The organism is Idiomarina sp. UBA4206, assembly GCF_002383015.1.
GTDB lineage: Bacteria > Pseudomonadota > Gammaproteobacteria > Enterobacterales > Alteromonadaceae > Idiomarina > Idiomarina abyssalis.
The window spans coordinates 20,064-46,222 of the sequence record NZ_DFTS01000008.1 but is presented as its reverse complement, the minus strand read 5'-3'; the positions used below and the strand labels follow the sequence as shown (position 1 = coordinate 46,222).

At 44.7% G+C, this 26,159-nt stretch carries 31 protein-coding genes and 1 pseudogene; 20 read left to right on the top strand and 12 right to left on the bottom strand.

The window, feature by feature from the left end; translation table 11 throughout:
• Window positions 1-262: pseudogene (locus B3180_RS01140) on the top strand (poly-gamma-glutamate system protein); the annotation flags it as partial.
• 18 nt (window positions 263-280) lie between these two features.
• Here B3180_RS01140 and B3180_RS01135 read toward each other — a convergent pair.
• A complete protein-coding gene (locus tag B3180_RS01135; protein WP_278358884.1) occupies window positions 281-1,171 on the bottom strand; it encodes a TIGR00730 family Rossman fold protein in 891 nt (296 codons plus the stop codon).
• Between the two features lie 77 nt (window positions 1,172-1,248).
• Window positions 1,249-1,737 (bottom strand): GNAT family N-acetyltransferase, encoded by a 489-nt coding sequence (locus B3180_RS01130; RefSeq protein ID WP_278358885.1) that lies wholly within the window; start codon window positions 1,735-1,737, stop codon window positions 1,249-1,251.
• Window positions 1,738-1,780: 43 nt separating this feature from the next.
• Between B3180_RS01130 and B3180_RS01125 the strand changes: the two genes are divergently transcribed.
• Complete coding sequence (locus tag B3180_RS01125) at window positions 1,781-3,007, top strand: MFS transporter (RefSeq protein WP_278358886.1); 1,227 nt, start codon at window positions 1,781-1,783, stop codon at window positions 3,005-3,007.
• A 138-nt stretch (window positions 3,008-3,145) separates the two neighbouring features.
• On the opposite strand, the gene B3180_RS01120 is transcribed toward B3180_RS01125, so the two are convergent.
• A complete protein-coding gene (locus B3180_RS01120) occupies window positions 3,146-3,568 on the bottom strand; it encodes a secondary thiamine-phosphate synthase enzyme YjbQ (RefSeq protein WP_199493819.1) in 423 nt (140 codons plus the stop codon).
• Window positions 3,569-3,654: 86 nt separating this feature from the next.
• Here B3180_RS01120 and B3180_RS01115 point away from each other — a divergent pair, with 86 nt between their 5' ends.
• Complete coding sequence (locus B3180_RS01115; RefSeq protein WP_273022208.1) at window positions 3,655-4,089, top strand: nuclear transport factor 2 family protein; 435 nt, start codon at window positions 3,655-3,657, stop codon at window positions 4,087-4,089.
• Between the two features lie 26 nt (window positions 4,090-4,115).
• Entirely contained in the window at window positions 4,116-4,394 is a 279-nt protein-coding gene (locus tag B3180_RS01110) for a peptidylprolyl isomerase (protein WP_054490045.1), read from the top strand.
• A 10-nt stretch (window positions 4,395-4,404) separates the two neighbouring features.
• Here B3180_RS01110 and B3180_RS01105 read toward each other — a convergent pair whose 3' ends face one another.
• A complete protein-coding gene (locus tag B3180_RS01105; RefSeq protein WP_233399139.1) occupies window positions 4,405-4,875 on the bottom strand; it encodes a hypothetical protein in 471 nt (156 codons plus the stop codon).
• A gap of 131 nt (window positions 4,876-5,006) precedes the next feature.
• Between B3180_RS01105 and B3180_RS01100 the strand changes: the two genes are divergently transcribed.
• Window positions 5,007-5,612 (top strand): methyltransferase family protein, encoded by a 606-nt coding sequence (locus tag B3180_RS01100; protein ID WP_278358887.1) that lies wholly within the window; start codon window positions 5,007-5,009, stop codon window positions 5,610-5,612.
• Window positions 5,613-5,714: 102 nt separating this feature from the next.
• Window positions 5,715-6,614 carry a sensor domain-containing diguanylate cyclase gene (locus tag B3180_RS01095; RefSeq protein WP_278358888.1) on the top strand — a complete coding sequence of 300 codons (900 nt, stop codon included), beginning with the start codon at window positions 5,715-5,717 and terminating at the stop codon, window positions 6,612-6,614.
• Window positions 6,615-6,691: 77 nt separating this feature from the next.
• Here B3180_RS01095 and B3180_RS01090 read toward each other — a convergent pair whose 3' ends face one another.
• From B3180_RS01090 to B3180_RS01080, 3 genes are all read right to left on the bottom strand, one after another.
• Window positions 6,692-8,560 (bottom strand): DUF885 domain-containing protein, encoded by a 1,869-nt coding sequence (locus B3180_RS01090; protein WP_278358889.1) that lies wholly within the window; start codon window positions 8,558-8,560, stop codon window positions 6,692-6,694.
• A 155-nt stretch (window positions 8,561-8,715) separates the two neighbouring features.
• Window positions 8,716-9,135 carry a nuclear transport factor 2 family protein gene (locus B3180_RS01085; protein ID WP_278358890.1) on the bottom strand — a complete coding sequence of 140 codons (420 nt, stop codon included), beginning with the start codon at window positions 9,133-9,135 and terminating at the stop codon, window positions 8,716-8,718.
• Between the two features lie 17 nt (window positions 9,136-9,152).
• Window positions 9,153-9,449: a hypothetical protein gene (locus B3180_RS01080; RefSeq protein ID WP_278358891.1), complete on the bottom strand. Its 297-nt coding sequence runs from the start codon at window positions 9,447-9,449 to the stop codon at window positions 9,153-9,155.
• 129 nt (window positions 9,450-9,578) lie between these two features.
• Between B3180_RS01080 and B3180_RS01075 the strand changes: the two genes are divergently transcribed.
• Complete coding sequence (locus tag B3180_RS01075) at window positions 9,579-10,607, top strand: sodium:calcium antiporter (RefSeq protein WP_278358892.1); 1,029 nt, start codon at window positions 9,579-9,581, stop codon at window positions 10,605-10,607.
• 266 nt (window positions 10,608-10,873) lie between these two features.
• Here B3180_RS01075 and B3180_RS01070 read toward each other — a convergent pair whose 3' ends face one another.
• The gene (locus B3180_RS01070) at window positions 10,874-12,109 is read right to left on the bottom strand and encodes a hypothetical protein (RefSeq protein WP_286842422.1); all 1,236 of its coding nucleotides are present in this window, start codon (window positions 12,107-12,109) and stop codon (window positions 10,874-10,876) included.
• 433 nt (window positions 12,110-12,542) lie between these two features.
• On the opposite strand from B3180_RS01070, the gene B3180_RS01065 reads away from it, so the two are divergent.
• Window positions 12,543-13,226, top strand: a complete 684-nt coding sequence (locus tag B3180_RS01065) for a YagK/YfjJ domain-containing protein (protein WP_278358894.1) — start codon at window positions 12,543-12,545, stop codon at window positions 13,224-13,226.
• Between the two features lie 62 nt (window positions 13,227-13,288).
• Here the strand turns inward: B3180_RS01065 and radC are convergent, their stop codons facing one another.
• Window positions 13,289-13,762 carry a RadC family protein gene (gene radC, locus B3180_RS01060; RefSeq protein WP_126784204.1) on the bottom strand — a complete coding sequence of 158 codons (474 nt, stop codon included), beginning with the start codon at window positions 13,760-13,762 and terminating at the stop codon, window positions 13,289-13,291.
• Window positions 13,763-13,894: 132 nt separating this feature from the next.
• On the opposite strand from radC, the gene B3180_RS01055 reads away from it, so the two are divergent.
• The 6 genes from B3180_RS01055 (at window position 13,895) to B3180_RS01030 (ending at window position 17,598) form a co-directional block, all read left to right on the top strand.
• Window positions 13,895-14,104, top strand: coding sequence for an AlpA family transcriptional regulator (locus B3180_RS01055; protein ID WP_278358895.1), 210 nt, complete (start codon window positions 13,895-13,897; stop codon window positions 14,102-14,104).
• A 62-nt stretch (window positions 14,105-14,166) separates the two neighbouring features.
• Window positions 14,167-14,715, top strand: a complete 549-nt coding sequence (locus B3180_RS01050) for a hypothetical protein (protein ID WP_278358896.1) — start codon at window positions 14,167-14,169, stop codon at window positions 14,713-14,715.
• A 120-nt stretch (window positions 14,716-14,835) separates the two neighbouring features.
• On the top strand, window positions 14,836-15,498 hold the full coding sequence (locus B3180_RS01045) for a hypothetical protein (protein WP_278358897.1): 663 nt from the start codon (window positions 14,836-14,838) through the stop codon (window positions 15,496-15,498).
• Between the two features lie 178 nt (window positions 15,499-15,676).
• Window positions 15,677-16,219, top strand: a complete 543-nt coding sequence (locus tag B3180_RS01040) for a hypothetical protein (RefSeq protein ID WP_286842416.1) — start codon at window positions 15,677-15,679, stop codon at window positions 16,217-16,219.
• 218 nt (window positions 16,220-16,437) lie between these two features.
• On the top strand, window positions 16,438-16,635 hold the full coding sequence (locus B3180_RS01035) for a YodC family protein (protein ID WP_278358899.1): 198 nt from the start codon (window positions 16,438-16,440) through the stop codon (window positions 16,633-16,635).
• A 135-nt stretch (window positions 16,636-16,770) separates the two neighbouring features.
• Window positions 16,771-17,598 carry a hypothetical protein gene (locus B3180_RS01030; protein WP_278358900.1) on the top strand — a complete coding sequence of 276 codons (828 nt, stop codon included), beginning with the start codon at window positions 16,771-16,773 and terminating at the stop codon, window positions 17,596-17,598.
• A gap of 91 nt (window positions 17,599-17,689) precedes the next feature.
• Here the strand turns inward: B3180_RS01030 and B3180_RS01025 are convergent, their stop codons facing one another.
• Both B3180_RS01025 and B3180_RS01020 read right to left on the bottom strand, forming a co-directional pair.
• The gene (locus B3180_RS01025) at window positions 17,690-18,031 is read right to left on the bottom strand and encodes a LytR/AlgR family response regulator transcription factor (RefSeq protein WP_278358901.1); all 342 of its coding nucleotides are present in this window, start codon (window positions 18,029-18,031) and stop codon (window positions 17,690-17,692) included.
• Entirely contained in the window at window positions 18,024-18,410 is a 387-nt protein-coding gene (locus tag B3180_RS01020) for a hypothetical protein (protein ID WP_278358902.1), read from the bottom strand. Before B3180_RS01020 ends, B3180_RS01025 begins: the two co-directional genes overlap by 8 nt.
• Before the next feature lie 353 nt (window positions 18,411-18,763).
• Here B3180_RS01020 and B3180_RS01015 point away from each other — a divergent pair, with 353 nt between their 5' ends.
• The gene (locus B3180_RS01015; protein ID WP_286842410.1) at window positions 18,764-20,197 is read left to right on the top strand and encodes an SIR2 family protein; all 1,434 of its coding nucleotides are present in this window, start codon (window positions 18,764-18,766) and stop codon (window positions 20,195-20,197) included.
• Entirely contained in the window at window positions 20,194-22,233 is a 2,040-nt protein-coding gene (locus B3180_RS01010; RefSeq protein ID WP_278358904.1) for an ATP-binding protein, read from the top strand. Before B3180_RS01015 ends, B3180_RS01010 begins: the two co-directional genes overlap by 4 nt.
• A gap of 217 nt (window positions 22,234-22,450) precedes the next feature.
• Here the strand turns inward: B3180_RS01010 and B3180_RS01005 are convergent, their stop codons facing one another.
• A complete protein-coding gene (locus tag B3180_RS01005) occupies window positions 22,451-23,011 on the bottom strand; it encodes a tyrosine-type recombinase/integrase (RefSeq protein ID WP_278358905.1) in 561 nt (186 codons plus the stop codon).
• Window positions 23,012-23,236: 225 nt separating this feature from the next.
• Here B3180_RS01005 and B3180_RS01000 point away from each other — a divergent pair, with 225 nt between their 5' ends.
• The 4 genes from B3180_RS01000 (at window position 23,237) to B3180_RS00985 (ending at window position 26,031) form a co-directional block, all read left to right on the top strand.
• A complete protein-coding gene (locus B3180_RS01000) occupies window positions 23,237-24,127 on the top strand; it encodes a DUF4747 family protein (protein WP_126820360.1) in 891 nt (296 codons plus the stop codon).
• A 2-nt stretch (window positions 24,128-24,129) separates the two neighbouring features.
• On the top strand, window positions 24,130-24,744 hold the full coding sequence (locus B3180_RS00995; protein ID WP_126820361.1) for a hypothetical protein: 615 nt from the start codon (window positions 24,130-24,132) through the stop codon (window positions 24,742-24,744).
• 78 nt (window positions 24,745-24,822) lie between these two features.
• Window positions 24,823-25,068: a helix-turn-helix domain-containing protein gene (locus B3180_RS00990; RefSeq protein ID WP_126820362.1), complete on the top strand. Its 246-nt coding sequence runs from the start codon at window positions 24,823-24,825 to the stop codon at window positions 25,066-25,068.
• Between the two features lie 3 nt (window positions 25,069-25,071).
• Entirely contained in the window at window positions 25,072-26,031 is a 960-nt protein-coding gene (locus tag B3180_RS00985; protein ID WP_126820363.1) for a BstXI family restriction endonuclease, read from the top strand.
• The last annotated feature ends 128 nt before the right edge of the window (window positions 26,032-26,159 follow it).

Sequence of the window (26,159 nt, the reverse complement as noted above, 5' to 3'; positions counted from 1 at the left end):
CCTGCAGGAAGACATTCCCGGCATTCACTTCATTGGTATCAAAACCATGGCTGAACGACACGGCCTTCCGTTAATGCCACCTGAAGTTGTTCCGGTTGGTAATGGCGGAGTTTATTCAGCCACTATTTATAACCGTTGGTTAGCGTTAGGGTTAGGTGTTGGATTATTTGCCATGACCTGGCTTATTGTTCGCTCTGCTCGCATTACCAGCTTGTGGCGCAGAACTGGCGAAAGCGGTAAAAGCACAAAGCCGATGGTTTAATTCTGAAGCGGGAGCAAATTAACCTTTGCTCCCATTCTTTAAGTCATAGCAGTGACATATTGCTTGCCATGCTTCTTCCGCGCTATCCACAATCTGGAACAAGTCTAAGTCGTATTCTGCAATAGTGCCTTCTTCTACCAGCAAATCGAAATCGACTGCACGACGCCAAAATTCAGATCCCACCAAAACGATAGGTACAGGTTCTGATTTTTTAGTTTGTACCAAAGTTAAGGTTTCGAATAACTCGTCGAGCGTTCCGAAGCCACCAGGAAAAGCAACTAACGCACGAGCTCGTTGCAGAAAGTGCATTTTTCGAATGGCAAAATAGTGAAACTGGAAGCAGTATTCAGGCGTTATATATGGGTTTGGACGTTGCTCATGAGGCAGTACAATATTCAGACCAATACTTTCGCCTCCGGCCTCCATTGCCCCCCGGTTCGCAGCTTCCATGATGCCGGGGCCACCACCACTGACAATCATCAGGTTTTCTTCATCGTGCTTAAGGTTATGTTCAGTCGCAATACGTGAAAAGTCCATTGCCTGCTGATAGTAAACACTATTTTTTAATGCCCGCTGGGCGCGCTTTAAGTTACCTTTTAAGCTGTCATTATCTGGCTCTTCTGCTAACGCTTGCTCAGCCATACGGGCATCATGCTGCGCCTGCTCAGGCGATAAAAAACGGGCGCTGCCAAACACAACAATGGTTGCGTCTATCTGATGCTTTTCGAGCGTTAACTGAGGCTTTAAATACTCCAGTTGCAGGCGTACCGCGCGCAAGTCGTCCTGCAGTAAAAATTCATGATCGGCAAATGCCAGCTTATACGAGCCTTGCCCTTCTATTTTGGCAATAGATTCTTCAGACTGTTTCGCCGAAATTAGACGACGTCGATGCAACTCATTTTCTTTCATGGGAAGTCCGTATGCATGGGGTTAATGGTAACCAATAACGGCTAGTTTATCTTAAATACAGAGCAAAGCCTTTTTAATTAGTCTCTCTCCAATTGCATAGAGACCATACCATTATTCTCACCTACCTCCTGAAACCCCAGGTCTTTATAAAGTGACCGTGCCGGCGTATTTTCAGGGTATACATTCAATGTAATAAACCTGACTTGCTCCTGCGCCCAGGCATTTTCCATTAATGCTTTTACAAATAACCGACCCAGCCCTTTGCCTCTCACTTTCGGGTTAACAATAAGGCAGGCTATGTGAATACCGTTCTCGACTTTTTCATAAGCCTGAGCAAAACCAATCAGCTCTTCATTCTGATAAAACGCAAAAGTGCCGCGTTCATTGCCTTTAATTTGTTGCCAGATAGCGTCCGCAGGGCTGCCATACCGAACTTTATCGCCAAACCACAGCCGGAACTCTGCAGCATTCTCAGGCCAGGTCAACGCCACTTTTAATTCGTTTAATTCAGCTTTCTTTAACATCGCTCTTTGTTTTAACAATGGGTTTCCAACGTAAATTAGCACAGAAGAAAACCTAACGTCGCGTTAGTTCGTTAACTAAGGTAATGTGAGTCCTATAAAAAATAACCTCCTAAAAGATGCAACTAACGGCGCCATGCTAAGCAATACCAAACTGCACCAGAAACTTGCCTTGCCCTTAATTATTCTCTCTCAATTACTGGGCACGTCCTTGTGGTTCAGCATTAACGGTGTCTGGCTTCCCTTGTCGGCAGAACAGCAACTCACTGAGTCAGACTTAGGCGCTCTAACTCTGGCCGTGCAGCTGGGTTTTATTATCGGCACTCTGACACTGGCACTAACCGGGCTGGCAGATCGCTACCGGGCCAGCCAGATTTTCCTGTTCTCAAGCATGGTTGGTGCAGCTGTTAATGCACTGTTTATCCTTACCGTTGATATTGCCAGCATCGCCTGGTTGCTGCGCTTTTTAACCGGGCTTTGTTTAGCCGGAATTTACCCAATGGGAATGAAACTGGTGATATCCTGGGTGCCCCGCTATGCAGGCAGCGCACTTGCCTGGCTACTAGCCATGCTGACTCTGGGTACGGCTTTGCCGCACCTCATGCGCGGAATAACCCTGGATTTTTCCTGGCAGGTCCCGCTGCTGGTATCTTCGCTACTGGCATTGCTTGGCGGCCTCTTAGTAGGATGGCTTGGCAGTGGTCCTCATCTGCCGGCTACCGCGTCAGCTCATACGTTGCGCTCTGGCTTGCGCGCATTAACACGCCCTAAATTCAGAGCCGTTGCTGTCGGCTACTTCGGCCACTGCTGGGAGTTATACGCATTCTGGATGTTAACACCATTGCTGGTATTGCAGCCTCTAACCGCTCTTAACCTTCCTTTAAGCGCAGTACCCTGGCTGGCCTTTTTCATTATTGCTATTGGCAGCCTGGGCTGTATTGGCGGTGGCTTACTGACTAAACAGCTCCCGGGGCTAACCGTTGCCAGACTGGCATTATTCAGCTCCGGCAGCATTTGTTTGCTGTACCCTTTAATGACACAACTTCCCGCCTGGATACTTTTCGCTTTATTGCTGTTTTGGGGTCTTACGGTTATTGCTGACTCTCCGCAATTTTCAGCGCTGGCCGCTCATTTTGCACCCAAAGAAAATGTTGGTTCTGCACTGGCCATAATGAATGCTATTGGTTTTTCATTAACACTACCGGCCATATGGCTAACCAGTAATTTGTGGTCTATACATAACGAGTGGGTTACCTGGCTTTTGCTGCCCGGACCAATCATTGGTTTATGGGCAATGCGCAAGCTATCAGCATAGAGAAGGCATTATGGCCACTAAAATTAAAGACCAACGTATCTATAAGTACGGCGTCATTGCTATCGTTTGCGTTGTTGCCGCTCTGGCACTTATTTTTGTTCTCGGACGTTTCAGTTAGAGTTAGTGCTCACCAACTTCCTACTCACCCTGAAGCGTGAGAACTAAGGTGCGTGCGCCGCCATGGTCCCGATGTTCGCAAAGATAAATACCCTGCCAGGTTCCCATATTTAAACGGCCACTTGTCACAGGAACGGTCAGACTACTGCCAAGAATGCTCGATTTTAAATGTGCCGGCATATCATCCGGCCCCTCAAACGTATGACGATAATAGGGGGCATTTTCCGGTACCATCTCATTAAAATGGCTTTCAAAGTCCTGCCTAACCGTTGGGTCCGCGTTTTCATTAATGGTCAACGACGCAGAGGTGTGTCTAATAAACACATGCAATAAACCCACCTGAACCTGCCCAAGCTGCGATAAGGCCTGCTCAACCTCGCTGGTAATAAGGTGAAAACCTCGCGGCCGAGCCCGTAACTGAAGTTCCGTTTGTTTGATAAGCATTTGTAAACCTGTTTGCTGTACATGAAAGCTTGCCATATGCTTAGAGCATATCGAAAACAACGTCATAACTTAAAGGAATGATACTAATGCGATACTTACTGATCGTTTTTACGCTTTTATTCAGCATAACAAGTTTAGCCCAAGAAAGTGTCGAAGAAGCCACCACAAAAGCCGTAAAAGCATTTTTGTATGGCGCCAGCATTAATTCTCCAAAGGCTCATGACCGGTTCTGGGCAGAAGAACTCACTTATACCAGCTCCAGCGGTAACCGCTTTGGTAAAGAACACCTTATGTCCGGCATGAAAGACGCCAAAGCTAAAGACCCTGAAGAAGTAAAAGTTTGGTACGGGGCCGAAGACATCGAAGTAAAACAGTTTGGCGATACCGTGGTATTTAATTTCACGCTAACCGCCGAAGAAGAAGGAAAAGTGACAAAATACTATTACAATACCGGTGTTTTAATTGAGCGTGACGGGCGCTGGCAAGCCGTCAACTGGAACGCAACTGAAGTCCCTGAATAAAAGTAAACAGCCACCGGAGGTAAAGAATGGCACGAGCACACGCATTACATATTTTGGTCGAAACCAAAGACGAAGCCGAAAAGCTAAAAGAGCAACTTGCGCAGGGCGCTAAGTTTGCAGAGTTAGCACGTAAGCATTCACTTTGCCCCTCCGGCAAAAAAGGCGGCGATTTAGGCGAGTTTAATCGCGGCCAAATGGTTTCTGCTTTTGACAAAGTCGTGTTCGGCAAGCCCACTCTTGAAGTGCACGGGCCGGTCAAAACTCAGTTCGGCTGGCACTTAATTAAGACATTGTCCCGCAGCTAGCAAACCGTTTTTATTCTTGCTCTTCAACCGGGTCGGCGTCCTTTTTACCGGGCTCTACATAAATAGCGATGCCTTCTCCGGTTTTATCGGTCAGTCCAAACGCTTTGCCCACACTGACACCAAACCCAACGTTCCCTGAGTAGCCTCCGGCACCGGTGCCCACATAAACGGAGTTACCTTCTTTATCACCCGTTTTTTCAAGTAAAACCCCATTTGCGCCGACCTTCGCCGCCTCTTTTTTCAAGCGTTGCAGAACCGCCTCTACTTTAGCTTGTTCACCAAAACTCCAGGACGAATCACTGGTGGCTTCTATCAACGCAATTTCTTCGTAGCTCTCTGGCTTTTCTAAGTACACCTTCACCTGCTCAACCGGAATTTCAGGGCGAGCTTCGCCAATAAGTACTGAGGAAGAAGGTGATGCACAGCCTGCCAATAACAACATGCCGCTTAGAGCCAGCCCAGAATAAAATGTATATTGCATAACGCTACTCTCAGTTTTAATCGCTTACTTAATGAATAGCACAGAAGTGGTGATTTCACTCAACTCTTTCAATATCTTTAAGGAACCGTAAAATAGAAGAGACTAAGCATACCAACTGAACGGAGCTCTTTTTGCCTGATATTGACCTAATTAGCCGTCATTTTTTAGCACTGTACTTTCTCTTTATTGCGGTTCATTACGCAAGCACCGCCATTGGGCTTTCAAAGCGCACCGCACAAAGTCACATTCAGTATGGGGAAAAAGGCAGTGCTACCTGGTGGATAAGGCAGGTCTTTAACCTTTTTCGTGGAGCCATTTTAGTTGTTTGTATTGCCCGCGTTTTCTTCCCTATAGATCCCTGGTTGGGCATTTTCGCCTCACTTTATAGCCCCTGGGTTCTTTCCATTGGCATGGTCACTATGCTGGTGTCTCTGGGGCTCGTGAGCTACAACCATGCTTACATGAGACAAGACTGGCGCTCAGGTATAGATTCCGATAGAAGCCGCGCTTTGCTGACAAAAGGACCTTTTTCACGCTCCCGGAACCCTATGTTTTTAGCCATTATGTTGGGACAAATTGGGTTATTTTTGACGCTGCCCAGCCTGTTTACACTCATCTGTCTGGCAATGGGCGTCGCAATGATACGCCTGCAAGCGGTAAAAGAAGAACAAGCACTGAGTGAACTCTACGGTGAGGAATACCGGCAATACAAGAACCAGGTGCCGCGCTGGTTTTAAGTTCGTTAAGTTGCGCTGTGCTGAAAACAACATTATCACGGGTTACTTATCTGGCAGCTTCCATTAAGATGGCTATAATTCCAGCAAAAACCGGGCAAACTCATGAACAAAGCTGCATTTGCAGAACTCGCCGAGTATATGGATCTTCTGCTCGATGCTATTTGCGTTGTTGACCAACAGCACCGGTTTAGTTATTTAAGCCCTGGCACTCAGCGCGTATTTGGTTATACACCAGACGAAATGATGAATCGCTCGATGTTCGATTTCATTCACCCTGACGACCATCAGACAACCATGGCTATAGCACAGAAAATAAACTCAGGTGACCAAGTGGTGCACTTCGAAAACCGTTATATACGTAAAGACGGATCTGTTGCACACATACTTTGGTCAGCTCGCTGGTCAGAGCGAGATCAAAGGCGAGTCGGCGTTGCCCGCGATATTTCTGAACAAAAGCGCCTGGAGCACGACCGCGAAAGCTTGATTGCCCGCCTTGAGCATATGGCACTGACTGACCCCTTAACTCAATTACCTAATCGCGCTTTGTTCTACGACAGAGTCAGTACAGCCCAAAAGCGCGCCACACGAGACGGTACAGGTTTAGGTCTTCTGTATCTGGATCTCGATAAGTTCAAGTTCATTAATGATGAGTACGGCCACGCCACAGGCGATCAGCTTTTAAAAGAAGTTGCCCAACGCATGGCTTCGGCAGTCCGCGCAACCGACACTGTTGCTCGACTGGGTGGCGATGAATTCGTGGTGCTTATTGATGCCGTTCCCTCAACAGACGAAGGTATAACGACGGTACGTGCTGTGGCAGAAAAAATCCGGCTAGCAATGCAAGCACCGTTGCGACTGCCCCATGGTGAAGAGGTCGTTACCTGCAGTATGGGTATGGCCTTGTGGCCACAGCACGGTGACACCGCAGACACCCTAATAAGTCAGGCTGACGAGGCTATGTACCGAGCTAAAAGGAATGGCGGTAATCAATTAAGTGAGTAGTTGATATAAAAACGCACCACCTTGGTAAGGGTGGTGCGCTGAATAAGACACGGCTATTGCCGTTTTAAAGTCTAGTTCTAAGAGCTTTTCGTTTCACTAATGTAGTCGTTAACAAATTGCTCCAGAATGTTCAGCGGTACTGGACCACTGCCAAGCACAACGTCATGGAACTCACGAATATCAAATTTATCGCCAAGCTCTGACTTAGCTTTTTCACGTAATTCCAGTATCTTGTTCATGCCAATTTTATAGGCAGTTGCCTGACTTGGCATGACAATGTGACGCTCCACCATTTTCACGGCGTCTGACTTTGCGTTCGGTGTATTGGTTACGTAGAAATCAATACCTTCTTCACGCGTCCATTTCTTGTCATGAATACCGGTATCAACAACTAAACGAACCGCACGCCATAGCTCCATTGCTAAGCGGCCAAAGTCGGAGTATGGGTCTTTGTACAAACCAATTTCTTTCGGCAGCTTCTCGGTGTACAGTCCCCAGCCTTCGCTGTAAGCAGTGTAACGGCCAAAGCGACGGAACTTAGGAATGCCTTCCAGCTCTTGCTGAATTGCAATTTGCATATGGTGACCCGGAATACCTTCATGGTAAGCCAGCGCTTCCATCTGATAAGTCGGCATAGCCGCCATGTCATAAAGGTTCGCGTAGTAAGTACCAGGGCGAGTACCATCCATTGATGGCTGCTGGTAGAAGGCCTTACCCGCTGACTTCTCACGGAAAGGTTCTACCGCTTTGACAATCAAATCAGCTTTAGGCTTTTTGATAAACAGCTCATCCAAACGCCCACGCATGTTATCGATGTAAGCCGTTGCTTCATCCAGATAACGCTTGCGACCTTCTTCGGTGTTCGGGTAAACAAACTCTTCGCTATTGCGCATATGGACAAAGAACTCTTGCAGCGTTCCTTCAAATCCCACTTCTTCCATAATGCCGCGCATTTCTTCATGAATACGCTCCATTTCACTTAAACCAATTTCATGAATTTCTTCTGCGGTTAAGTCAGTCGTGGTGGTGCGCTTTAACGCATTATTGTAAAACGCTTCACCGTCCGGGAATTTCCAGGCACCGTCTTTGGTCGTAGCTTGCTCGGCAATACCTTCCACCGCGGTAATCAAACCTTCATAGGCAGGCTTAACCGACTCCAGCATGGCTTTTTCTGCAGACGCTAACAGCTCTTCACGCTGGCTCTCTTCAAGCTCAAGCTTCTCAACTTTACTGGTGAAGTCTTTCCACAAAGCACTAGGCTCACCGTCATCAAACGGCGCACCGGTAATAATGTTTTTGCTGTCGCTAATTACGTAGGGGTAAACAAATTTCGGTGCGATAATGCCTTTTTCAGCCCGCAGTTCCAGGTTCTCTGCCAACTGGTCAAACAGCCCCGGCAAGCCATTTAAACGAGCAATGTAATCTTGTGCATCGTCCAATTCGCTAATGCCGTGTTGGTTGATCAACAACGAAGCAACACTGGAGTGCATGCCAAACATCTGATTAACCGGATAGTTGTGATGACGCCATTTGTAATCAGCAATCTCGTTTTCCAGCTTCTGCTTCATCAGCATCCAGCTTATTTTAGTCTGCTCATTCAGCTTTGACTCATCAATCGCCTTCACTTGCTCTAAATGCTCTTTCTGTAACGCCAGCTCTTCCTCTGCTGCCGCTTCAGAAATATCGTCCCATTTGTCCTGGTCTTCTTTAATACCAAGATAAGACTGATACATTGGGCTGCGCATGACATTTTCCATAAAAATGTCTTCAAACAGCTTATTGGCTTTTTCAGATTCAGTCTGTTCAGCATTCTGAGTAGTGTTTTCAGACGTTGCGGTTTGAGACTGAGCATTTGCCGCCGTCGCTTCTTCTTTGGAAGCGTCTGAACAAGCGGTCGTCATTAGCACCAGCGAGACAGCCAGCGCAATTTTCTTATATTCAAACATGTGTATTCTCTCCTGTTGTTTCATCAACTTGATAGCGTGTACAGCACGGGATGTCAATGAAGAGACGACGGCAGGGGTAATAGCTACGCCCAAACGTCTATGCCGACAACCCAGTGAAAATGTCCGGAATAACTCGAGCACTGTTGCGAGATAACTTATTCTGCAGGAAAGTAATAAACGCGACGAATGAGGCTATTATTAAACTCGTAAATCGCCAGGCTTTTCTGCGACCTCAGCTCTCCGTTCTGCCGCCAGCTTGCTTCTTCCACTGCACTGACACGGTTTCCTAATACAGTTAGGTCGGTTACTTCACTTTGACACGACGCGCAAGATTTAAAGTATCCGTCCATCGCTTCAATGAGCTCAGTCTTCCCGCTGGTTTCAACCGCTACTCTGTCACCATTAACCGACAGCCATTGAATATCATCGGTCACGTATTGTGACATTAGCTCCGCATTATGCGCATTAAACGCGGCCACGAATCCCTTAACTTGTTCAGAACGCTCGGAAGCCGCCAGCCCGGGAGCCGATGAGACAAAGCAAAAGAACATGAAACAGGAAGCTAAATGCCGCATGATCAATCCTTATTCAGTTACTGCAGTGTGTGTTCCCGGCACGCTTCAATTTGTGCAGCCGGCAAGGGCTCACCTATGACAGGTTCAAGTGCGAACTGCACCTTTGGAATCAACGCCTGAAACTCGGTAAGTAATACATCCTTGCTTACGCTCTCGTTAAACACAAGCGTCACCTTCAAACTTTGCGGAAAGTGCTGATAGTTCACTTCATGCGTGAGCCAAATAAAGCCTTCATGTTCAAACTTCGCCACTTCGCACAACTGAGTCAGCTCTCGGATTATCTCCCGTTCCAGCTTTTTGTCCGTTTTTCGCATGCAAACACCTTTAATAGCTTTCTAGCCATAGGATAACCTAATAACAGCAATGTTGCCCTGCCTGGCGTTTGACCCGCCTATTTAGCTAGCTATACTCATTTTATCAATCGTAGTAAGGGGCATTGGTATTTGTTAAACCCTGATAACTGGACGTTATTTCAAGGACTGGCGGTATTTGGGGTTTGCGCTCTGATTATAGCTATTGCCGGAACCCGCATTACACGTATTGTCGATCAGCTTGCCGATCGCACTGGTATCGGTGAAGCCGCAGCAGGCGCGGTGTTACTGGGCGGTACAACATCAATTGGCGGCTCCGTGTTGTCTGTTACCGCGGCATGGAACGGTAATGCAGAGCTGGCAATGAGTAATGCCCTGGGTGGTATTGCAGTACAAACTTTTTTCCTGGCGGTGGCCGATATGGTCTACCGACGCGCTAACCTTGAGCATGCAGCAGCATCGGTCCCAAACATGATGCAAAACGCACTGCTTATTGTTCTGCTGTCTCTTATCCTTATGACGCCTCTGTTGCCTAATGTGACTGTCTGGGGTCTGCATCCGGTCACGCCCATACTGTTTCTTGTTTACATCTACGGTATTCACCTTGTCCACCGGGCGCACGATGCGCCTATGTGGGCTCCGACAAAAACTCGTGAAACGCGTGAAGATAAGCCGGATGACATAAAGCTTATGCCGTCAATGGTAAGGCTTACGAGTGAGTTTTTTGTGCTGTTTGTCGTGCTTGGTTTTGCCGGTTACATGCTGGAGCCTTCAGCAACTGTCATTGCCACAGAGACCGAACTGACCCAAACCATAGTAGGCGTTATGCTAACCGCTATTAGCACATCAATTCCCGAACTCGTCACTTCCGTCGCAGCCGTTCGGCGTGGCGCATTAACCCTGGCCGTAGGCGGTATTATCGGTGGTAATGCCTTTGATACCTTATTTACCGCCGCATCGGATATTGCCTACCGCGACGGGTCGATTTATCACACCATGACCGACGGTACCTTGTTCTGGGTGTGCCTGACGCTGTTAATGTCAGCCATTCTTATAATGGGCCTCATTCGACGTGAACGCGAGGGGCCCGGCCGTATTGGTCTGGAAAGTGTACTTATTACGGTGCTGTATCTTGGTGGGGTGTGGTTGCTGTTAAGCTAGATAAAGCTTTGTTGTGCTGCACTACTTGCTAATAATGACTCGTTATTCTCTATTTTTAGAACGTGAGCCGAATAAGCAGGTTATTTGGCTCACAGAATGAGCCAAATAAAGAGAGATTATAATTACTCTAGGTTTTGGATCTTAATACTGATTAACTTTATCAAGTCATTGTTTATTATAAATAATTAATTTTAATTTAAGATCAAAAAACTAATTACCCACCAATCTACCCACCATTTAGATTCTGACTAATCAGTTCAGTAAAGTTAGCTTCTTTTATCCTTAAACTCTTTAGTTATCGAGTCAGTTATGGGAGTTTCTTCCATTATCGGGTCTGGCTTTTGGCTTGGTTGCGTCTCATTCACTACGTTCTGCTCAAGACCTCTGGCCCGCGCATAATCTGCAGCAACTAACCCCTCTAAATAATTACTGTAGTTGCCTTTTCCACCAGACAGCTTATCAATTAATAGCAACGTATGCCGTGACAGTGAGAAATTCTTTCTCACTCTCGCAGAGGGATCCTGGCGTTCTTTTGCCTTTTGTTTCAGTGCTTTAATAGCTTGTTTTTGAACGCCCTCACGGAATTCCGGGCTACGATTCCAAAGAAAAAACTCGGCATAAATTCGCTCAAACTTAAACTTATCCATACCATCGCTTAACATGCCCGGCATTCGATGGCGCTTTCCAATTTTTGAGTCATTACCTCTTAGGTAAGCCCAAAGCCACTCGAGCAGTTTTTCGTCTGAACCTTTAGCAAAAAGACACCATTTGGAAGCTTTACTGTCATCAATCATTCTTTTCAGATAGCGAATGTAATCTCGTTTAGGTCGTTGATCCTGATGCCAAGAAGACACGAAATCTAAAATAATCCACTTCAATGACTGGCGGGAATCGAGAGCTTTAGGTAACTTCATCATGAGGTATGTCTGATTGAATATCGTCAACGGTAAGGAACCCTTTTCAGGCTCAAAAAAAACTGACTCATGCTCTTCATCCGCATCTCTATATTTCTTTAAGTCAAATCCGGCTGACTGCTGTGTCGCTTGTTGATCCATTGAGGTCGTCCTTACGATGATGAGCCAAGCTAAATAAAGCAACTCTGCTTCAACGTCTTTCGCTAACAACCAACCTAAATCACTCTCGGAAAGACCACTTACAAAGTATTTATTATGGTACATCTCAGCGAGACGGGATGTCTCTGTTTGCCTTTGCTCGCTTACACCGAACTCAAGGTCAAAGAAGTTTGTGAGCTTCTCTTTACGCTCCTTTAAATCAGGAGGCGATATTGTCCTATCGAGTTTACCGATCCTAACAAACTCGTTATACAACCATATCCACTGAGCATCACTCTGCGGAAGTAACTTTTGTGGAAATTTTACTCGCCCATTATCACCAGACACTTTTACCTCTACATTCAAATCACTAGCTAAATCACATCGAAAAAGCAGACAAGCAACTGCCTTTTTGGAGTGAAAATCACACGCATTACACAACCAATACATACAGTAAACACACTAAAAACACAAATTATTCACACGGAAAACACACGCAATACACACAAATATTCTTTACCTTTTCGTTCTTTAGACACTGTTTTTATAGGGTCTATCTAGTTAATTACCCAATCAAGCCTCTTGTACGCTACAGTTTTTCAGAACAATCGACAACACTTCTATATTATCCCAGAACCAACTTATAAGAATCTTAGGCTCATGCTAACTACTTGAAACGAAAGCACCGTAAATGCCATTCGTTACTGTGTTGGTAATAGTAATATATACAACCCTCACTACCACTGTTTACATCATTCATTAGCACGCCTAGTAACCAATGCTTAGCCGGTGATAGGTAAGCCCCAAAGCTTACCCTCTGCTTGATGGTTAAAAATTACAGGAGCAGATCTCATATGAACCCATAACGAGATAAAGGTCTGAAATGACAAAACGAAACACCAATAACCATAACCACACACTACATTACGATGCTGAATATGCGGGCTTTGACTTACACACCGCTAATGCACCATACATCCTTCCGTTTCTAGACCGCTTCCATACGGTCATGCAGCGAGTGCTTCAGAAACATAAGCGAGTACTAGCAGTAAAGTTCGACTTGCACCTACCTGCTCATACGAACCCTTACCTGCAACGTAACCCGATTACGGAGTTTATTGAGCGAGTTAAAGCAGGTATCGCTAGCTACCAAAACGCTGTAGCACGACGTGAACAAAGGGTTTACCCAACGGAGGTCGAATACGTTGCTAAAATTGAGCAAACACCGGACAGCGAATTAGAGCATTACCATGTCGTACTATTCACCAACAAGGACACGCTATACCCAGTCGGTAACTTAAGCCATGATGACCCCACCAAGCTGGGTCAAATTATCCGACAGGCATGGTTAAAGACGCATGGGTTATCGACTGATTCGCGGGTAGCGCTCCTTCACACATCAACGCCAGTCTTTAGGGTTCTGCAAGGACCACTCAGCACATATGACCCAGTGCACAGAGACGCATTTCTGCACTTTAGTTACCTGTGTAAAGAGAAGACGACTAAGTACCAGGGCAAACGGCAATCGTTTTACAGCAGCAATGCAAAAAATAAAGCGCCAGCATAAGGCACTAAGCAACGTAGCAGAGGCCCAGGGAAAACCTCTTCTACGCGCTTAGCGACATTCACCTACAATAATCCCCTTTCAGCAAACGAAACCGTGTCTTGGCCTACTACGATGTGGTCAAGCACGGGGACGTCTATGTGATTGAGCGCGTCCTTGATACGCGTGGTCACACGCTTGTCAGCTTCCGATGGCTCAGTCACACCCGATGGATGGTTGTGCGCCAGGATGACAGCAGCAGCGTTTTGCTGAAGCACTTCCTTCATCACCTCACGGGGATAAACCGGGGCGGCGTTAATGGTCCCAAAGAACAACTCCTTGTACTCAATCAGGCGATGCTGTGAGTCCATCAACAGGATGGCGAACACTTCGCGCTTTTGATGCGCCAGCTTGTATCTAAGGAAGTCTTTTGCCGCAGACGGGCTAGTGAAGCCCTCCCCCTTCAAAAACTTCGTCTCTAGGATCTCAGACGCTTTATTCAACACATCAACCTCAGTCATCGGCCCATTCGTTACATACTCAGCATTTTGCTCGTGCATTTTGTGTCTCCATGTTTTCGATTCTTGAATGCACGTGCGTGATATAGGCCTGAAATACGGTGGATTCGTTGTTCATGGTTATTCGTTACAGGATCTCCCCATCCTCTGAGACAAACCAAAGTAGAGGAATTGATGATGAGATTTTTGCGACTGAATGAAGTTAAAGAGCGAGTTGGCCTTGGGCGCACCTCGATTTACAAGCTAGTCAATGAAAATGATTTTCCAAAACCCGTTCGTGTCTTAGGGCGGAACGTTGCCTGGATAGATTCAGAGGTAGACGAATGGATGATGCAACGCATCGCCGATGAGCGCGGCGATGCAATTCCCAACATGAATTACTAGCGAACCATTCAAATTACCGTGGCGGCGTCCTGTCGCCCCCTAAGCTCTTTCGGAGACACAACATGAAACCAATTACCCTTACCCCTGATGAGATTCTGAAAATACACTTTGCTCTGCACCGTGAGATTGACTTTGAACCCAATACTGAGCTGCTCACTAAAATATGCATCGATACGCATCAGAAGTTTGCAGATAAGACAGTAGATATCGACACCATTTTTACTATCGCGGCAGAATACGGCGTAAAGCTGGCGCATTTTGATTGGTCACCCCATACGAATAGAGCGTCAGAAACAGCCTTCGCCGTGTGCATGATTTACCTTAATACTTACGGCCTTTCCCTTGGTTGCCAAAACCAGGCGCTATTCGAGCTAATGCGAGAGCACTGGACAACGGTCGAGAAATTCGCTGTTCGACTGTTGTGTGAATACCTCGAGGTTATTAGAGAGCACCATAACCTAACTGGCACAGCTGCTGAACTTATTAAGATGGTACAAGCGTCGATAAAGCCAATTCAAAAACAGACCCAGCTATTCGATATTGTCGAAAACATCAGGAGTACTTTTACTATCGATGCAAGTGAAGATTGTTATTGTGCAGCCAATGAATGATACCAAGCAATTGATTAAACAGCACTAAATAAGTAAGGTCAGTACGTCACGCTGGAGTAAACTCGTTCCCACCGAAACAATCTCAACTGCTCCAGTTAGCTAAACAACAGGAGTAACGTTTTGAAATTTGATCCCCAGGAAGGCTACATTGAGCCACGCCGCAACGCATCCATGCCATCAGTTAGCGTATATGACGACGCCTCACAGAGCATGGTATCTGTAAGGTTGAAAGACGCCTACGACAACGGCTACATGATAGCTGAACTCAACGTCACTCCAGTGACACAAGCGTTCTTAATGGCCGTCAAAGAAACTGTACCGGAATCCGAGTGGGACAAAGAGTGCGACTTTAAATTAACAACGCAAATGAGTAGCGTGATTTTTAATCATTTCAGTGCGGCACAAAAAGCACCTGATCCGTTTATTTTCATTGCATCATTTGCCTACCAGGCAAATAAGTTTGCCCCCAAACAGACTGAGTCAGCAGACCGTTTTGCAAAATACTTAGCTCGCGTTGTCACGGTTTACTTAAAGTCGCACGGCTATTACATGCCGGACACTATCTACTCGCTACTGGTGACAGCCATTGCAACAACCTCAGCGGCTCGAATAGATAAAGTCATTAAAGGCATTCATATACAGATTCCCATTGGCTCCTTCGGTAAATACTTGAACCAATACGAGCAGTTGCACGAGAGTCACCCAGTCATCGACGCAACACACCGCATCACAACTGACTTTGCATCAAGAGTTGCTCAGCAACTGAGCATCAGTGATAAGTAGCACCTAAATCAACGGCTGACGTACCTCATTCGTCAGCCTCATTTAACACACACCCTATAAGCGGCTTGAGCCGCTACAAAACCATTTGGAGATTCTTATGTGGATCCATACGTTCACCCCTGCCCAAGTAGCAGAGATACACCATCGTCTACACGGAACGGCCGCTTTGCCGCTTGATATGAATGAACTAACTCGATTGTGCGAACAGGTAAACCTTAACAGCCGTCACACTGATACCTTCTTTAATGTCGACGCTATTCAGGTGGCCGCTGATTACGCCGTAACGCTTAAAAAAGCTCGTTGGGCTGAAGATAAACAACAAGCTATCGAAACTGCATTCATCACAGCTTTGACATACTTGCGACTCAGTAATTATCTCGTCGATTGTGCAGACCCAATGGTTTGGCATTTATTTACTAGCGGCGGGCTTACGCACTCGGTATTCGAACAAATACTCTACCGGGTTTTCATGAGACAGCCCTTATCGGCTAATAACTTGAGCTATGAGGACTTGCCCCGTGAACGCCTTCCGCTAACTCAACTTGGACTAGATGACTACCGGGGGATTGCTAGATTACGGGGTTACGTTGACGAGGCATTAAATAGCTGCTGCTTAAGAGCGCCAGCTTCAGATTGGGAAACAAATAACCAAAAAGTAGAGGCTGCAAAGCAGGAAGCTCACAGGAAGTTACTTGATCATTTGCGGTTTGGCTTTAACTAATATTGAAGGAAGACTGTAAATTTGCGCTTTTACCGTGAAAGTTTTTACGTACAGCATAGTTTTGTGTTTTTAGCAGAAGCGCCAGATTTTTAATTAGTGCTTCCGCACTTCAGCTGGACTTATCGTCTATATAAGCTAGATTAGTTCATTGATTGACAATGTTTTGGCTTTAAACATTTCGAAGCCTTTTACTTTTCAAGGACAAACTGGGAAAATTTATGAGCGATAAATTAGAAGTTGGCGACGTGGTTCAATTAAAATCGGGGGGCGTAAAAATGACCATAGAGGAAATTGAAGAAAATGGATATGTAACATGCATTTGGTTTGAGGGGGCGCAAACATTTAGAGACAAATTTTTACAGGCCACCCTGCAAAAATATAAACGCACTTCAGGTATTAGTGTAACAAGAGGCTAAATCTAAAATGCGAAACTTTGCGCCTTCGTGGGCATAGAGCTCTCGTCCTAGAAACCAAGACTAAATATCCATAGGATAGAACCTAACTCACAAGTTCGATAGCAACCAAACAATAGCAAATTGCTGGATTTAAAAATGAGCGAAAAGGACTTACAGTCGAGAGCAGAAGAGTTTATCGCACATGATCTCGCTCTAATTAAAAATCACAGTAAATGGAAACGTTATGCTCGAATCGTAGCAAACGCACTTAGCGTAATTCCTTGGGTGGGTCCTATTCTGGCATCTGGTGCTAACGTCCAGGGCGAGTTGGAGCAAGAAAAAGTTAACGAGCTATACGAAGAATGGCTCCACGTTCATAAACAAAAAACTCGTGACTTGTTTTTTGCATTGGACGAAGTATCTGAGAGATTAGAATCGGTTCATGATGAGTACAACGAGAGAATACAGTCAGAAGAGTACCTAACGTTAGTTCGAAGAGCGTTCAGATCATGGGATGAAGCAGAAACTCAGGAAAAACGAGCCTATGTAATCAATCTAATTTCTAATGCCGCAGCGTCACACCTCTGCCCAGATGATCTCATTCGACTATTTCATGACTGGCTCGATAAGTACCATGAAACTCACTTTAAGGTAGTTCGGGCTATTTACCAAAACCCTGGCGTAACCCGTTTAGGAATATGGCAGTCTGTAAGCAACGATATTCCTCGGGAAGATAGCGCCGAAGCCGATTTATACCGTTTATTAATACATGATTTGAGTACAGGGAGGGTAATAAGGCAATTTCGCCAAACTACATACGATGGTAAGTTTGTAAAGAAAACAAATAAAGCTAGAAGCAAAAGTTCACTTAGTTCAACAATGGAGTCGGCTTTCGAGAATACTAAACCTTACCAGTTAACCGAGTTAGGCTCACAGTTTGTCCATTACACAATGAACCAAGTCGTTGAGCGAATAGAAAAGTAGCGCGGAACGCACACATGTTTGAACAAATAGCCCCACCAACTGCCTAGCCAATGAAAAAAAGCCCAGGGTTGACCTCCCCTGAGCTCAAGATTTACAAACCAAGATCAAGCATAAGCTGGCGCTTGTAATGCCCTCCCAATGGAAGGACAGTTTCATCAGCCAGCTCAACTTCCTGGTAGCGACCAAGCTCAGATAGCAGCTTTTTAAGTTGGTCACGTCGCACAATATGGCTACGATGAATTCGGATGAACCTGTCATCAAGCATCACTTCCATATCGGATAAAGTCGCTCGATGAAGAACGCGCTCACTACCGAAGTAGATTTTGACGTAGTTACCAAACGCTTCAATACGTTCAATAGAAGCAATGGCGACAAAGCGAACTTCACCGGGTCGAGTTTTCACTGCAATAATGTTTCTTCCCATCTTAGCCATGATCAGTCCTCTCCATGACTAGGTCTGCATCAATGCTATTACCTCCAGCTAACTTGATTGAGGAGCTACCTTTAATCGAGTAGTCGTTGTATACCGCGAATACTAGCGTCGTACTAAGCCCAATAGCGACGATCGCAGTGATCAACGTCCCGGTTGATAGTGTACCGATAATACCTGAGCCCCACCCCAGCGGGTTCCAGAAGTTAGTGGCAAACACACCTGCTGACCCAATGGCTAAAGCAAAAGCACCGGACGATGCTGACTTAATTGTTTGCACATCACTCGCAAGTGCACGGCTTTTTATTACGATCCTTTTATCACGCCGATCTATTGCTTTTTCCAGTTCGGTCTTGGTGTGGACTATCGTGACATCCGACATAATTAATCTCCTAGTGACAGTTAAATAGACGCAGCGGTAACTGCCATTAGGTGATATAGGTTTGATTTATTCTAGATAAGCACTGAACCCTATGCCGTTATATTTCTTGCGGAGTATATTGGTAAGCTGGATGAATAAAAGAAAGGCCGCCACTTGGTTGTAACCTCTAAACATCATGTGATATTAGATACATTATACCGTTACTAATTTGTCGATTTTAGCTAACCTTGTTTATTAAGGATTAAGGTTCGTCAATGAATTTGTAAGGTTGTGATATTCGAGAAGCATAATCACCTAAGCTCTAATTATTTCTTGTTGTCGTTTAGAGCCTATTGAATATATCCCGCAAACAAGTGAAAAATTTATCTATGGACAATCAGTACATTAAAGTCGGCAGCTCTCCGGAAGTTATTGAGCTTCAGCCAAATTCAGATAAACAGGACATATTTTATCCCTTTACCCTATCAAAAAGTAGCACTTGGGGTGAACAAGGTTCAGAAATATCAGTCGAAAAATTGAGACAATACATCGAACCCTGGTTAGCTGCTCTTTTCCAGTCCGAACATTTAAATTTGCTAATAGGTTCTGGATTAAGTACATCTATTCAGATGGCGGCTACTGACTCTCCCCCAAAAGGGATGGGGTGGGTCGATGACCTGACTGTATGTCAACAAGAAATAAATGAATATGCTACGAAGGCTGCTAATGGCGCTGGACGCAGCAATGGAAATATAGAAGATCAAATTCGAGCTATTAACGAGCTAATCAAGGGGTTAGAAATCCTAACAGTTTTGGAGACTCCGGTACCTGAAGCTCCCCCTGAACCACATCCACCTTACAGAAATTTAAAAGCCGAGTTAAACGCTCTCAAGAGTGAGCTTTCTCGGTGCCTTGGTGAGTTTTCGAAATCCATTAGTAATGGTGAGTACTTGATAAAAAGTGCGGATCCAACACGAAAAGAAGAAACTTTCAATTACCTTGTCAGCTTTTTGATGAGCTTTGCAAGCAGAACTGCTACACGAGATAGACTCCACATTTTTACAACTAATTATGACCGGCTCATTGAGGTTGGCGCTGAGCTTTCCGGCTTAAGACTAGTAGACCGGTTTGTAGGAAGTATCGCACCTGTTTTTCGTTCCTCGAGGTTAGAAGTTGACTATCACTACAACCCGCCTGGCATACGCGGGGAACCTAGATATCTAGAGGGAGTGGCACGTTTTACTAAGCTCCATGGTTCTCTTGACTGGCATGAAAAGGATGGTGCGATAAGACGTTTTGGCTTACCTTTCGGGGCACGCTCTGTGGAGCCTTTTCTAGAGGCTGAAGGTCATTCAAGTAGTAGCTATGAACAACTAATGATTTACCCTAATTCAGTTAAAGACAGGGAAACAGCGGAATACCCTTACGTTGAGCTATTTAGAGACCTAGCGGCAGCAGTTAGCCGCCCGAACAGCACTCTAGTAACGTACGGCTATAGCTTTGGGGATGAGCATATAAACCGCGTGATTGAAGATATGCTCACCGTACCATCGACTCATTTAGTTATTATTGCGTTTAATGATCCGTTGCAAAGAGTTGTAGATTTTATTGATAAAAGTGGAAGAAAGGCGCAGATCACTTTGCTATTAGGAGATCACTTAGGCGATCTGAAAACTTTAGTCGACAACTACCTTCCTAAACCTGCAATAGATAAAGCATCAATAAAAATGGCCGAACTGCTCAAGCAGCGGGGGTTTACGCCATCAGAAGGTTTAGATAAAGAGGGTTTAACTGGGGGCTTGATGTGAGTTACTTACCAATTGAACGACTCGAACAACTAAGAATAGGAACTGTTGATTTCGTTTCCCCTAGCGAGATTAGAGTTTCACTTGAGATTGACACGCCTGAATCTGTATCGCTTCAAGGTGGAACTCCCCGTAACTTCCCTCGCATAAATAGTTACGTTCTAATAACTAGCGATGATGGCTTCCTCGTCGGTCAGGTTGAGTGGATTGCCGTAGAGCACTCACCATATCCCAAAAGACGAGGTTTACAAGACTTCGGCTTGATAGACCTGCCTTTTCCTTCGAAGAAGCTCAGCATCAACCCAGTTGGCACATTGAAAAGCGATAGAAAAGTTGATGGATTTAAATTCACAAGGGGTACAGAGGCATTTCCGTCAGTTGGCGATTCAGTAATCCTACCTACCGATCAGCAATTAAACTCAATTATAGAGTCAGGCGACAATCGACGAGTCAAAATAGGAGACAGCCCTTTAGCTAACAACGCTGAAATAAAAATCGATCCGGACAGGCTTTTTGGTCGTCACTTGGCTGTTTTAGGTAATACTGGGAGCGGAAAGTCATGCTCCGTGGCAGGTTTAATTCAATGGTCTTTAGAAGCAGTTTTACAACAAGGGGAGAACCCAAATGCTCGCTTTATAATACTTGACCCGAACGGGGAATACAGTCGAGCTTTCGGCCCAAAATCTAAATACAAAGGTAATCTATTACGTGTTGAAGCTGACACTAAAGATGGGGAAAAAGAGCTTAAAGTTCCCTCATGGCTATGGAATAGTGCAGAGTGGAGTGCCTTTACACAAGCTAGTTCAAAAGTCCAACTCCCACTGCTACGCAGAGCTTTGAGAGCCATGAGAAATGATGCTTCATCTGAAAACAATGCGAATATTCAGGCCAAGCACTTTTGCGGAATTCTTCTCGTTTCAATGAGGCAATTAGCGAGTCAAGGGCAGATATACGTAAATGGAGGTCATGCCAAGGGCTTCGTTGAAAAATTAACAACTTGGAGAAGTAGTCTTACAACATTAAACGAAAAAATAGATAATAGGCCCTTCGATAGCTTGATAACTAAAATAGACGAATATCTTTCTACACGACAAGCTGTAAGTTGGCCCAAAAGTCCTGACGTTGATGATACCGATCAGCTGATTGATGATTTAAAAAATGCACACGTTGTACTTGGAGGTGATGAACAAGAGCTTTTACCTAAAAGTGAAGATACACCAATTCCGTTTGAAGGTGACGACTTCGTTTCCTACATAGAAGCCTTAGCCCAAGAAACCGGAACAGAGCAATTCGTAGAATTTCTTCTGACCCGAATTCGTACTATGTTAGGCGATACTCGCATAAGTGCAATAACAGAAGATACAAAAAAACCTATTAGCTTAAACACGTGGTTAGACACGTTTCTTGGGGCGGATACTAGAGGTGCAATCACCGTTATAGATCTATCGTTAGTTCCAAACGAAATTATTCATCTGGTAACCGCTGTGATCTCAAGAATAACTTTTGAAGCAATTCAACGCTACCGGAAGATGCATGGAAAGCCTTTACCGACGGTAATGGTTGCAGAGGAAGCGCATACATTTATAAAACGATATAAAGAAGAAAGTGAGAGCCAGTCAGTCTCTGACGTCTGTTGCAAGGTTTTTGAAAAAATAGCTCGTGAAGGGAGGAAATTTGGTTTAGGCCTAGTTGTTTCATCCCAAAGACCTTCCGAACTATCGCCGACTGTTTTGTCGCAATGCAATACTTTTTTATTACACAGAATTAGTAACGATAAAGATCAGGAACAAGTCCATAGGCTTGTCCCTGACAATATGAGAGGCTTTTTAAGAGAGCTCCCGTCCCTTCCTTCGCGCCATGCAGTTTTGCTAGGCTGGGCATCAGAGCTCCCCGTTTTAGTGAAGATGAGAGAACTTAGCGAGAAACAAAGACCACAGTCAGAAGACCCTGACTTTTGGGATGTCTGGTCGAACTCTACAGAAGAACCTCGTACAGTAGATTGGACGCCAATTGCTGATGAATGGCAAAATCACGAATAACGTTGCAAGAACCTAAATAAGCCAAGGTGCGTAGTTTAGTAGTTTCTGACGCCTTGGTTGGAGGTAACTGCAGTCTTGAGCACTTTAATTATTCGTTGGCTTCAAGGTATCCTTTATAGTTGCAAGCACGGCTAGGTTAAACCAGCATCTGCTTGGGCTTTCAGTACAAAAATGTATATATAAACTTAAATAGTCTTATATTTTCCTTCCATAACCTTTAAAGCTCAAGTTCAACGAAGTCTCTGTCAACATCTTCCTGAGTAATTCCGATGTAACGCAGCGTCACAGCCTCAGAGCTATGACGTAGCATCTTCATTACCCTGGCGATGTCGTTTGTGTTCCTATAAAGGTGATAACCGCGGGTCTTTCGCATTGAGTGAGTCCCGAGTCTAATGCCAACCTCCTCCCCTATCGCCGCGAACGCCCGCGAAACGTAACGGCGGCTAATCGGGGCCTCGTCCAACCCTTTAGACCATTGGTTTCGATAGGATTGAAATAGGTAAGTATGGCCTGGATGCTCCTCTTTAATGCGAGCAATAATCGAACGTGCTTTGTCGTTCAATTTAATCGTTGCTTGTTTCGACGTCTTCCCTTCAACCAGGGTCAGACGCTCGTTGTTAATGTTTTCAAATTTGATAGACAGTAAATCTGAAATCCGTAACGCCAGATTCAAGCCTACATCCCAAACATCGGCAATTTGCTGACCATAGGTTCGTTTGAGAAGGTAGCTAATCAGCTTCACGGTATCCAGATCTTTAACCGCTTGTACTTCGGCCATGATCGAGTTCCTTTTTTGCTGTAAAACGTGATTTTGAGTACTTAAGAGGGTATAAAGGGGTAAATAGCCCGTTTTTATTGGGCTTGCTTGTTCCCGTTATTGTATTTTGGGAACATAAAGGTAGAGCCTTTACCTACTGAATAATATATATCTGGGATTCTGTTGTTTGATAGGCGCTGGCTTAACGGCACTTTTTTCTTTCTTCAATACAGGACAGGGACTTAAATGGCGAAAATCTATTTTTTCAATACTCAGGTAAAGCCGTTGAAAACATCGGATGGTTTCATAGGAGAGGCAGGTTATAACGCAGTATTCGAATTTTTATCTGATTCTGTTTCAGAAGCAGTGAAAACTAAAAAATTACATAACCTGGGAAGTAAGCTTTACAAGTCAAAATTTCACCTTGTTTTCAGGAAGGTCGAGGTGCTCGATGGGTATGCTCAAGGCTTGATTCGCAAATATGACAAGATCAACTCGTTAAAGGATTTTTATACAGACAACCCTATATACGAGGCAGCACCAGGAGAAGCAGCTTCGAGCAGCGCAACAGATTTCAAATTTGTTTTCGACTACTCAAGCCATATCCTCGCGATAGAAGACGTAGACAACAAGTTCCCTAACCCCTCGTCTGTTGAGCAATCAGTTATCGATCTTTTAGAGCCTTTTGTACACAGGCATAGATCAGATGCGTCGACATCCTGCAATGTTCTAAAGGAGACATCTTCCCTCAGTAGACTCATGAATTCTGATGGTTTTAAGTCGATAAAAATTGAACTTACTTTTTCTAACCCGAACGGCTTAGAAGATGAGTTCGAGGCTGAAATAGAAAAAGATTTAAGAGATCGAAATGTAGACAAGTTAGTCGTCCAGGAGAAAGCGGCAAGCGGGGGGCACATTACTGAGCTTAACCACCGTGAAAAAGCACTGTTCAAACTTGCTGGTAGATTTGGGGATGCTTCCGCTCGTTTTCTTAATGAAGAAAATAAGCTTGAAACGTATCAAATGAAGGAGCACCCCGTAAAAATCCAATTACGTCATGGTCGTAAAGATACTACAGAGAGCATTTTTGGAAAAATTAAAAGTGCCATTAATTCAGCTCTAAACCGAGCAAGTTAGCGATGACTGATACCCGGAAAAGCATAGTAAAATCGGTTTTCCGTCTCCCTATAATTGGACCGTGGATTAAACACGCGAATTCATATGTCTGGCAAGGTAAAGGCGATTACACTTGGCGCTTAGCTCCATTGTCAAAATGGGCCCGTTCAATTGGCTCCGATATCGTTTCTGCAGCTATATTTTCGTTAAGCTTGGAATTAACTATCTGCTATTTTCAGCTCAATTCAATAGATTACAGTAGCCTAATTCAAGAGTTTTTCCCAAGCTTCATCGGCTTTGCAATCGGGGTATATGCACTAACTTTCATTCTACCCTCTACTGTAACAAAGCAATCGTTAAATGAGGGAAGGAAAAAGTATGAAGCACTACCTTCTAACCTTGGCTATCCGATAATTAGTATTATTTTTATGCTTTTTGCTTCAGTTATACTCACCATTTTTCCTCAAACACGGTTAGTAACTTCAATTCAAGGGTTCTTGCTCGTATATGGTTTTATGCTAATGATTGAAATTACTTCGTTAGTTACAACCATAGGAAGAGCTCAAGTGAGTCAGCGACTAAGTTCAAATACAGATGACGCAACCCGTGATCAAACACCAAAGAAAGACCCAAGATAACAAGCATGTGACTTATAGTCCGTAGACTTAAAGTCCCTATAGACTCAGCATAAAAGAACTAAAAAAGGAATAAACTCGTTGCCATCCAAGCTAATACCCGCTGTAGCAGAAACCGTTAAGAGTTTGAGGAAGTCCTCAGGCCTTACTCAAGAGGAGCTAGCCGCTGCAGCAGAGCTTGATAGGACATACATCTCTGGCATAGAGCGGGGCGTTAGGAACGTATCTTTATCGTCGATAGAAAAATTATCTAACGCTTTATCAATGACGTTGCCAGATTTCTTCGACGAGCTTCGAAACGTGCTAATACAAAGGGACGCTGATTAAAACATGGCAAAGTTACCTCAACTTCTTCAGAGAAAAATATATAAAACTGGACAAACTCGGGGGGCGGATGATGATGTCATATACCAAAACCGCGTAAATCGTAATAGCACCGTGCTAATTCCTTTATCGCTTTTCACTAAATACGGTAACCCTCCGCAGGGTGAAGAAGACTTCGATAATGGCTCAATCGTTTTACTAACCCCAGAAGAATATTTCACTGACGAAGATATTACTGACAAACTTGAATCTATGGGTTTAGAGATTGGGGTAAATGCGCTAGTTTTCTACCAAAAAAGAGTAGATTGGATGCAGTTCCCTCCGCTGGAGTCATGGCAAATCCCCACCTCCAGGACGGCTCCTCTCGGCGGGGAGTATGTAGCAAGAATTGCCGGCACAACAGCTCAGGAAAATGGTGACCCAATTCGTTTAGGTTATACAGAAACAGGGTTAAAAGGCGCAGGAATCAGGCTATATGAGTACTCGAGTCGAGAAACTATTGCACTTTGTCGGTCTCAGCTCGAACTTTTGTATTGGCTATGTTTTGATTCCCTTGAAGCTGCAGAAGAGTTTGCAATGTTGAAGGAAGAAGCCGAGTCAAGGCGTGAAGAATGTAAAAAGAAAGCAGAGTCTAAAGAGCTTTCAAATTACGAGCTTATGAAAAAACAGAGAATGGTTAACGAAGAGGGCTTCACTATTTGTCCTTTGTGCATGGAGCCATTGTCTGCGAGAGGTTTTTACGCACGAATGGCTCAAGCTGAAGGCCGTGAAGTTCACGACCTTACTGTTACAGAAGTAAACTTATTTCACATAAACGAAGTTAAATATGGCGATTATAACCATAAGCCATACAACTTGGGTTGGGGCCACCATCATTGTAATGTCGTAGTTAAAGACTCAGGCATTGAAGAAACTTTAGACTGGATGGCCGAAGTTTTAAAGCGCAACAAGAAGCTAGAAGAATAGCTTCTTAGGTTCCCTCTAATGCATATTGTTGTGTGACAACAGAATCTGTTTCTGTGTTAGTTGAGTCCACATTTTCTACGTTCGGCTGTGTATGATCACTACTCCTGCCAATTTGGTTGTGAGTAGTA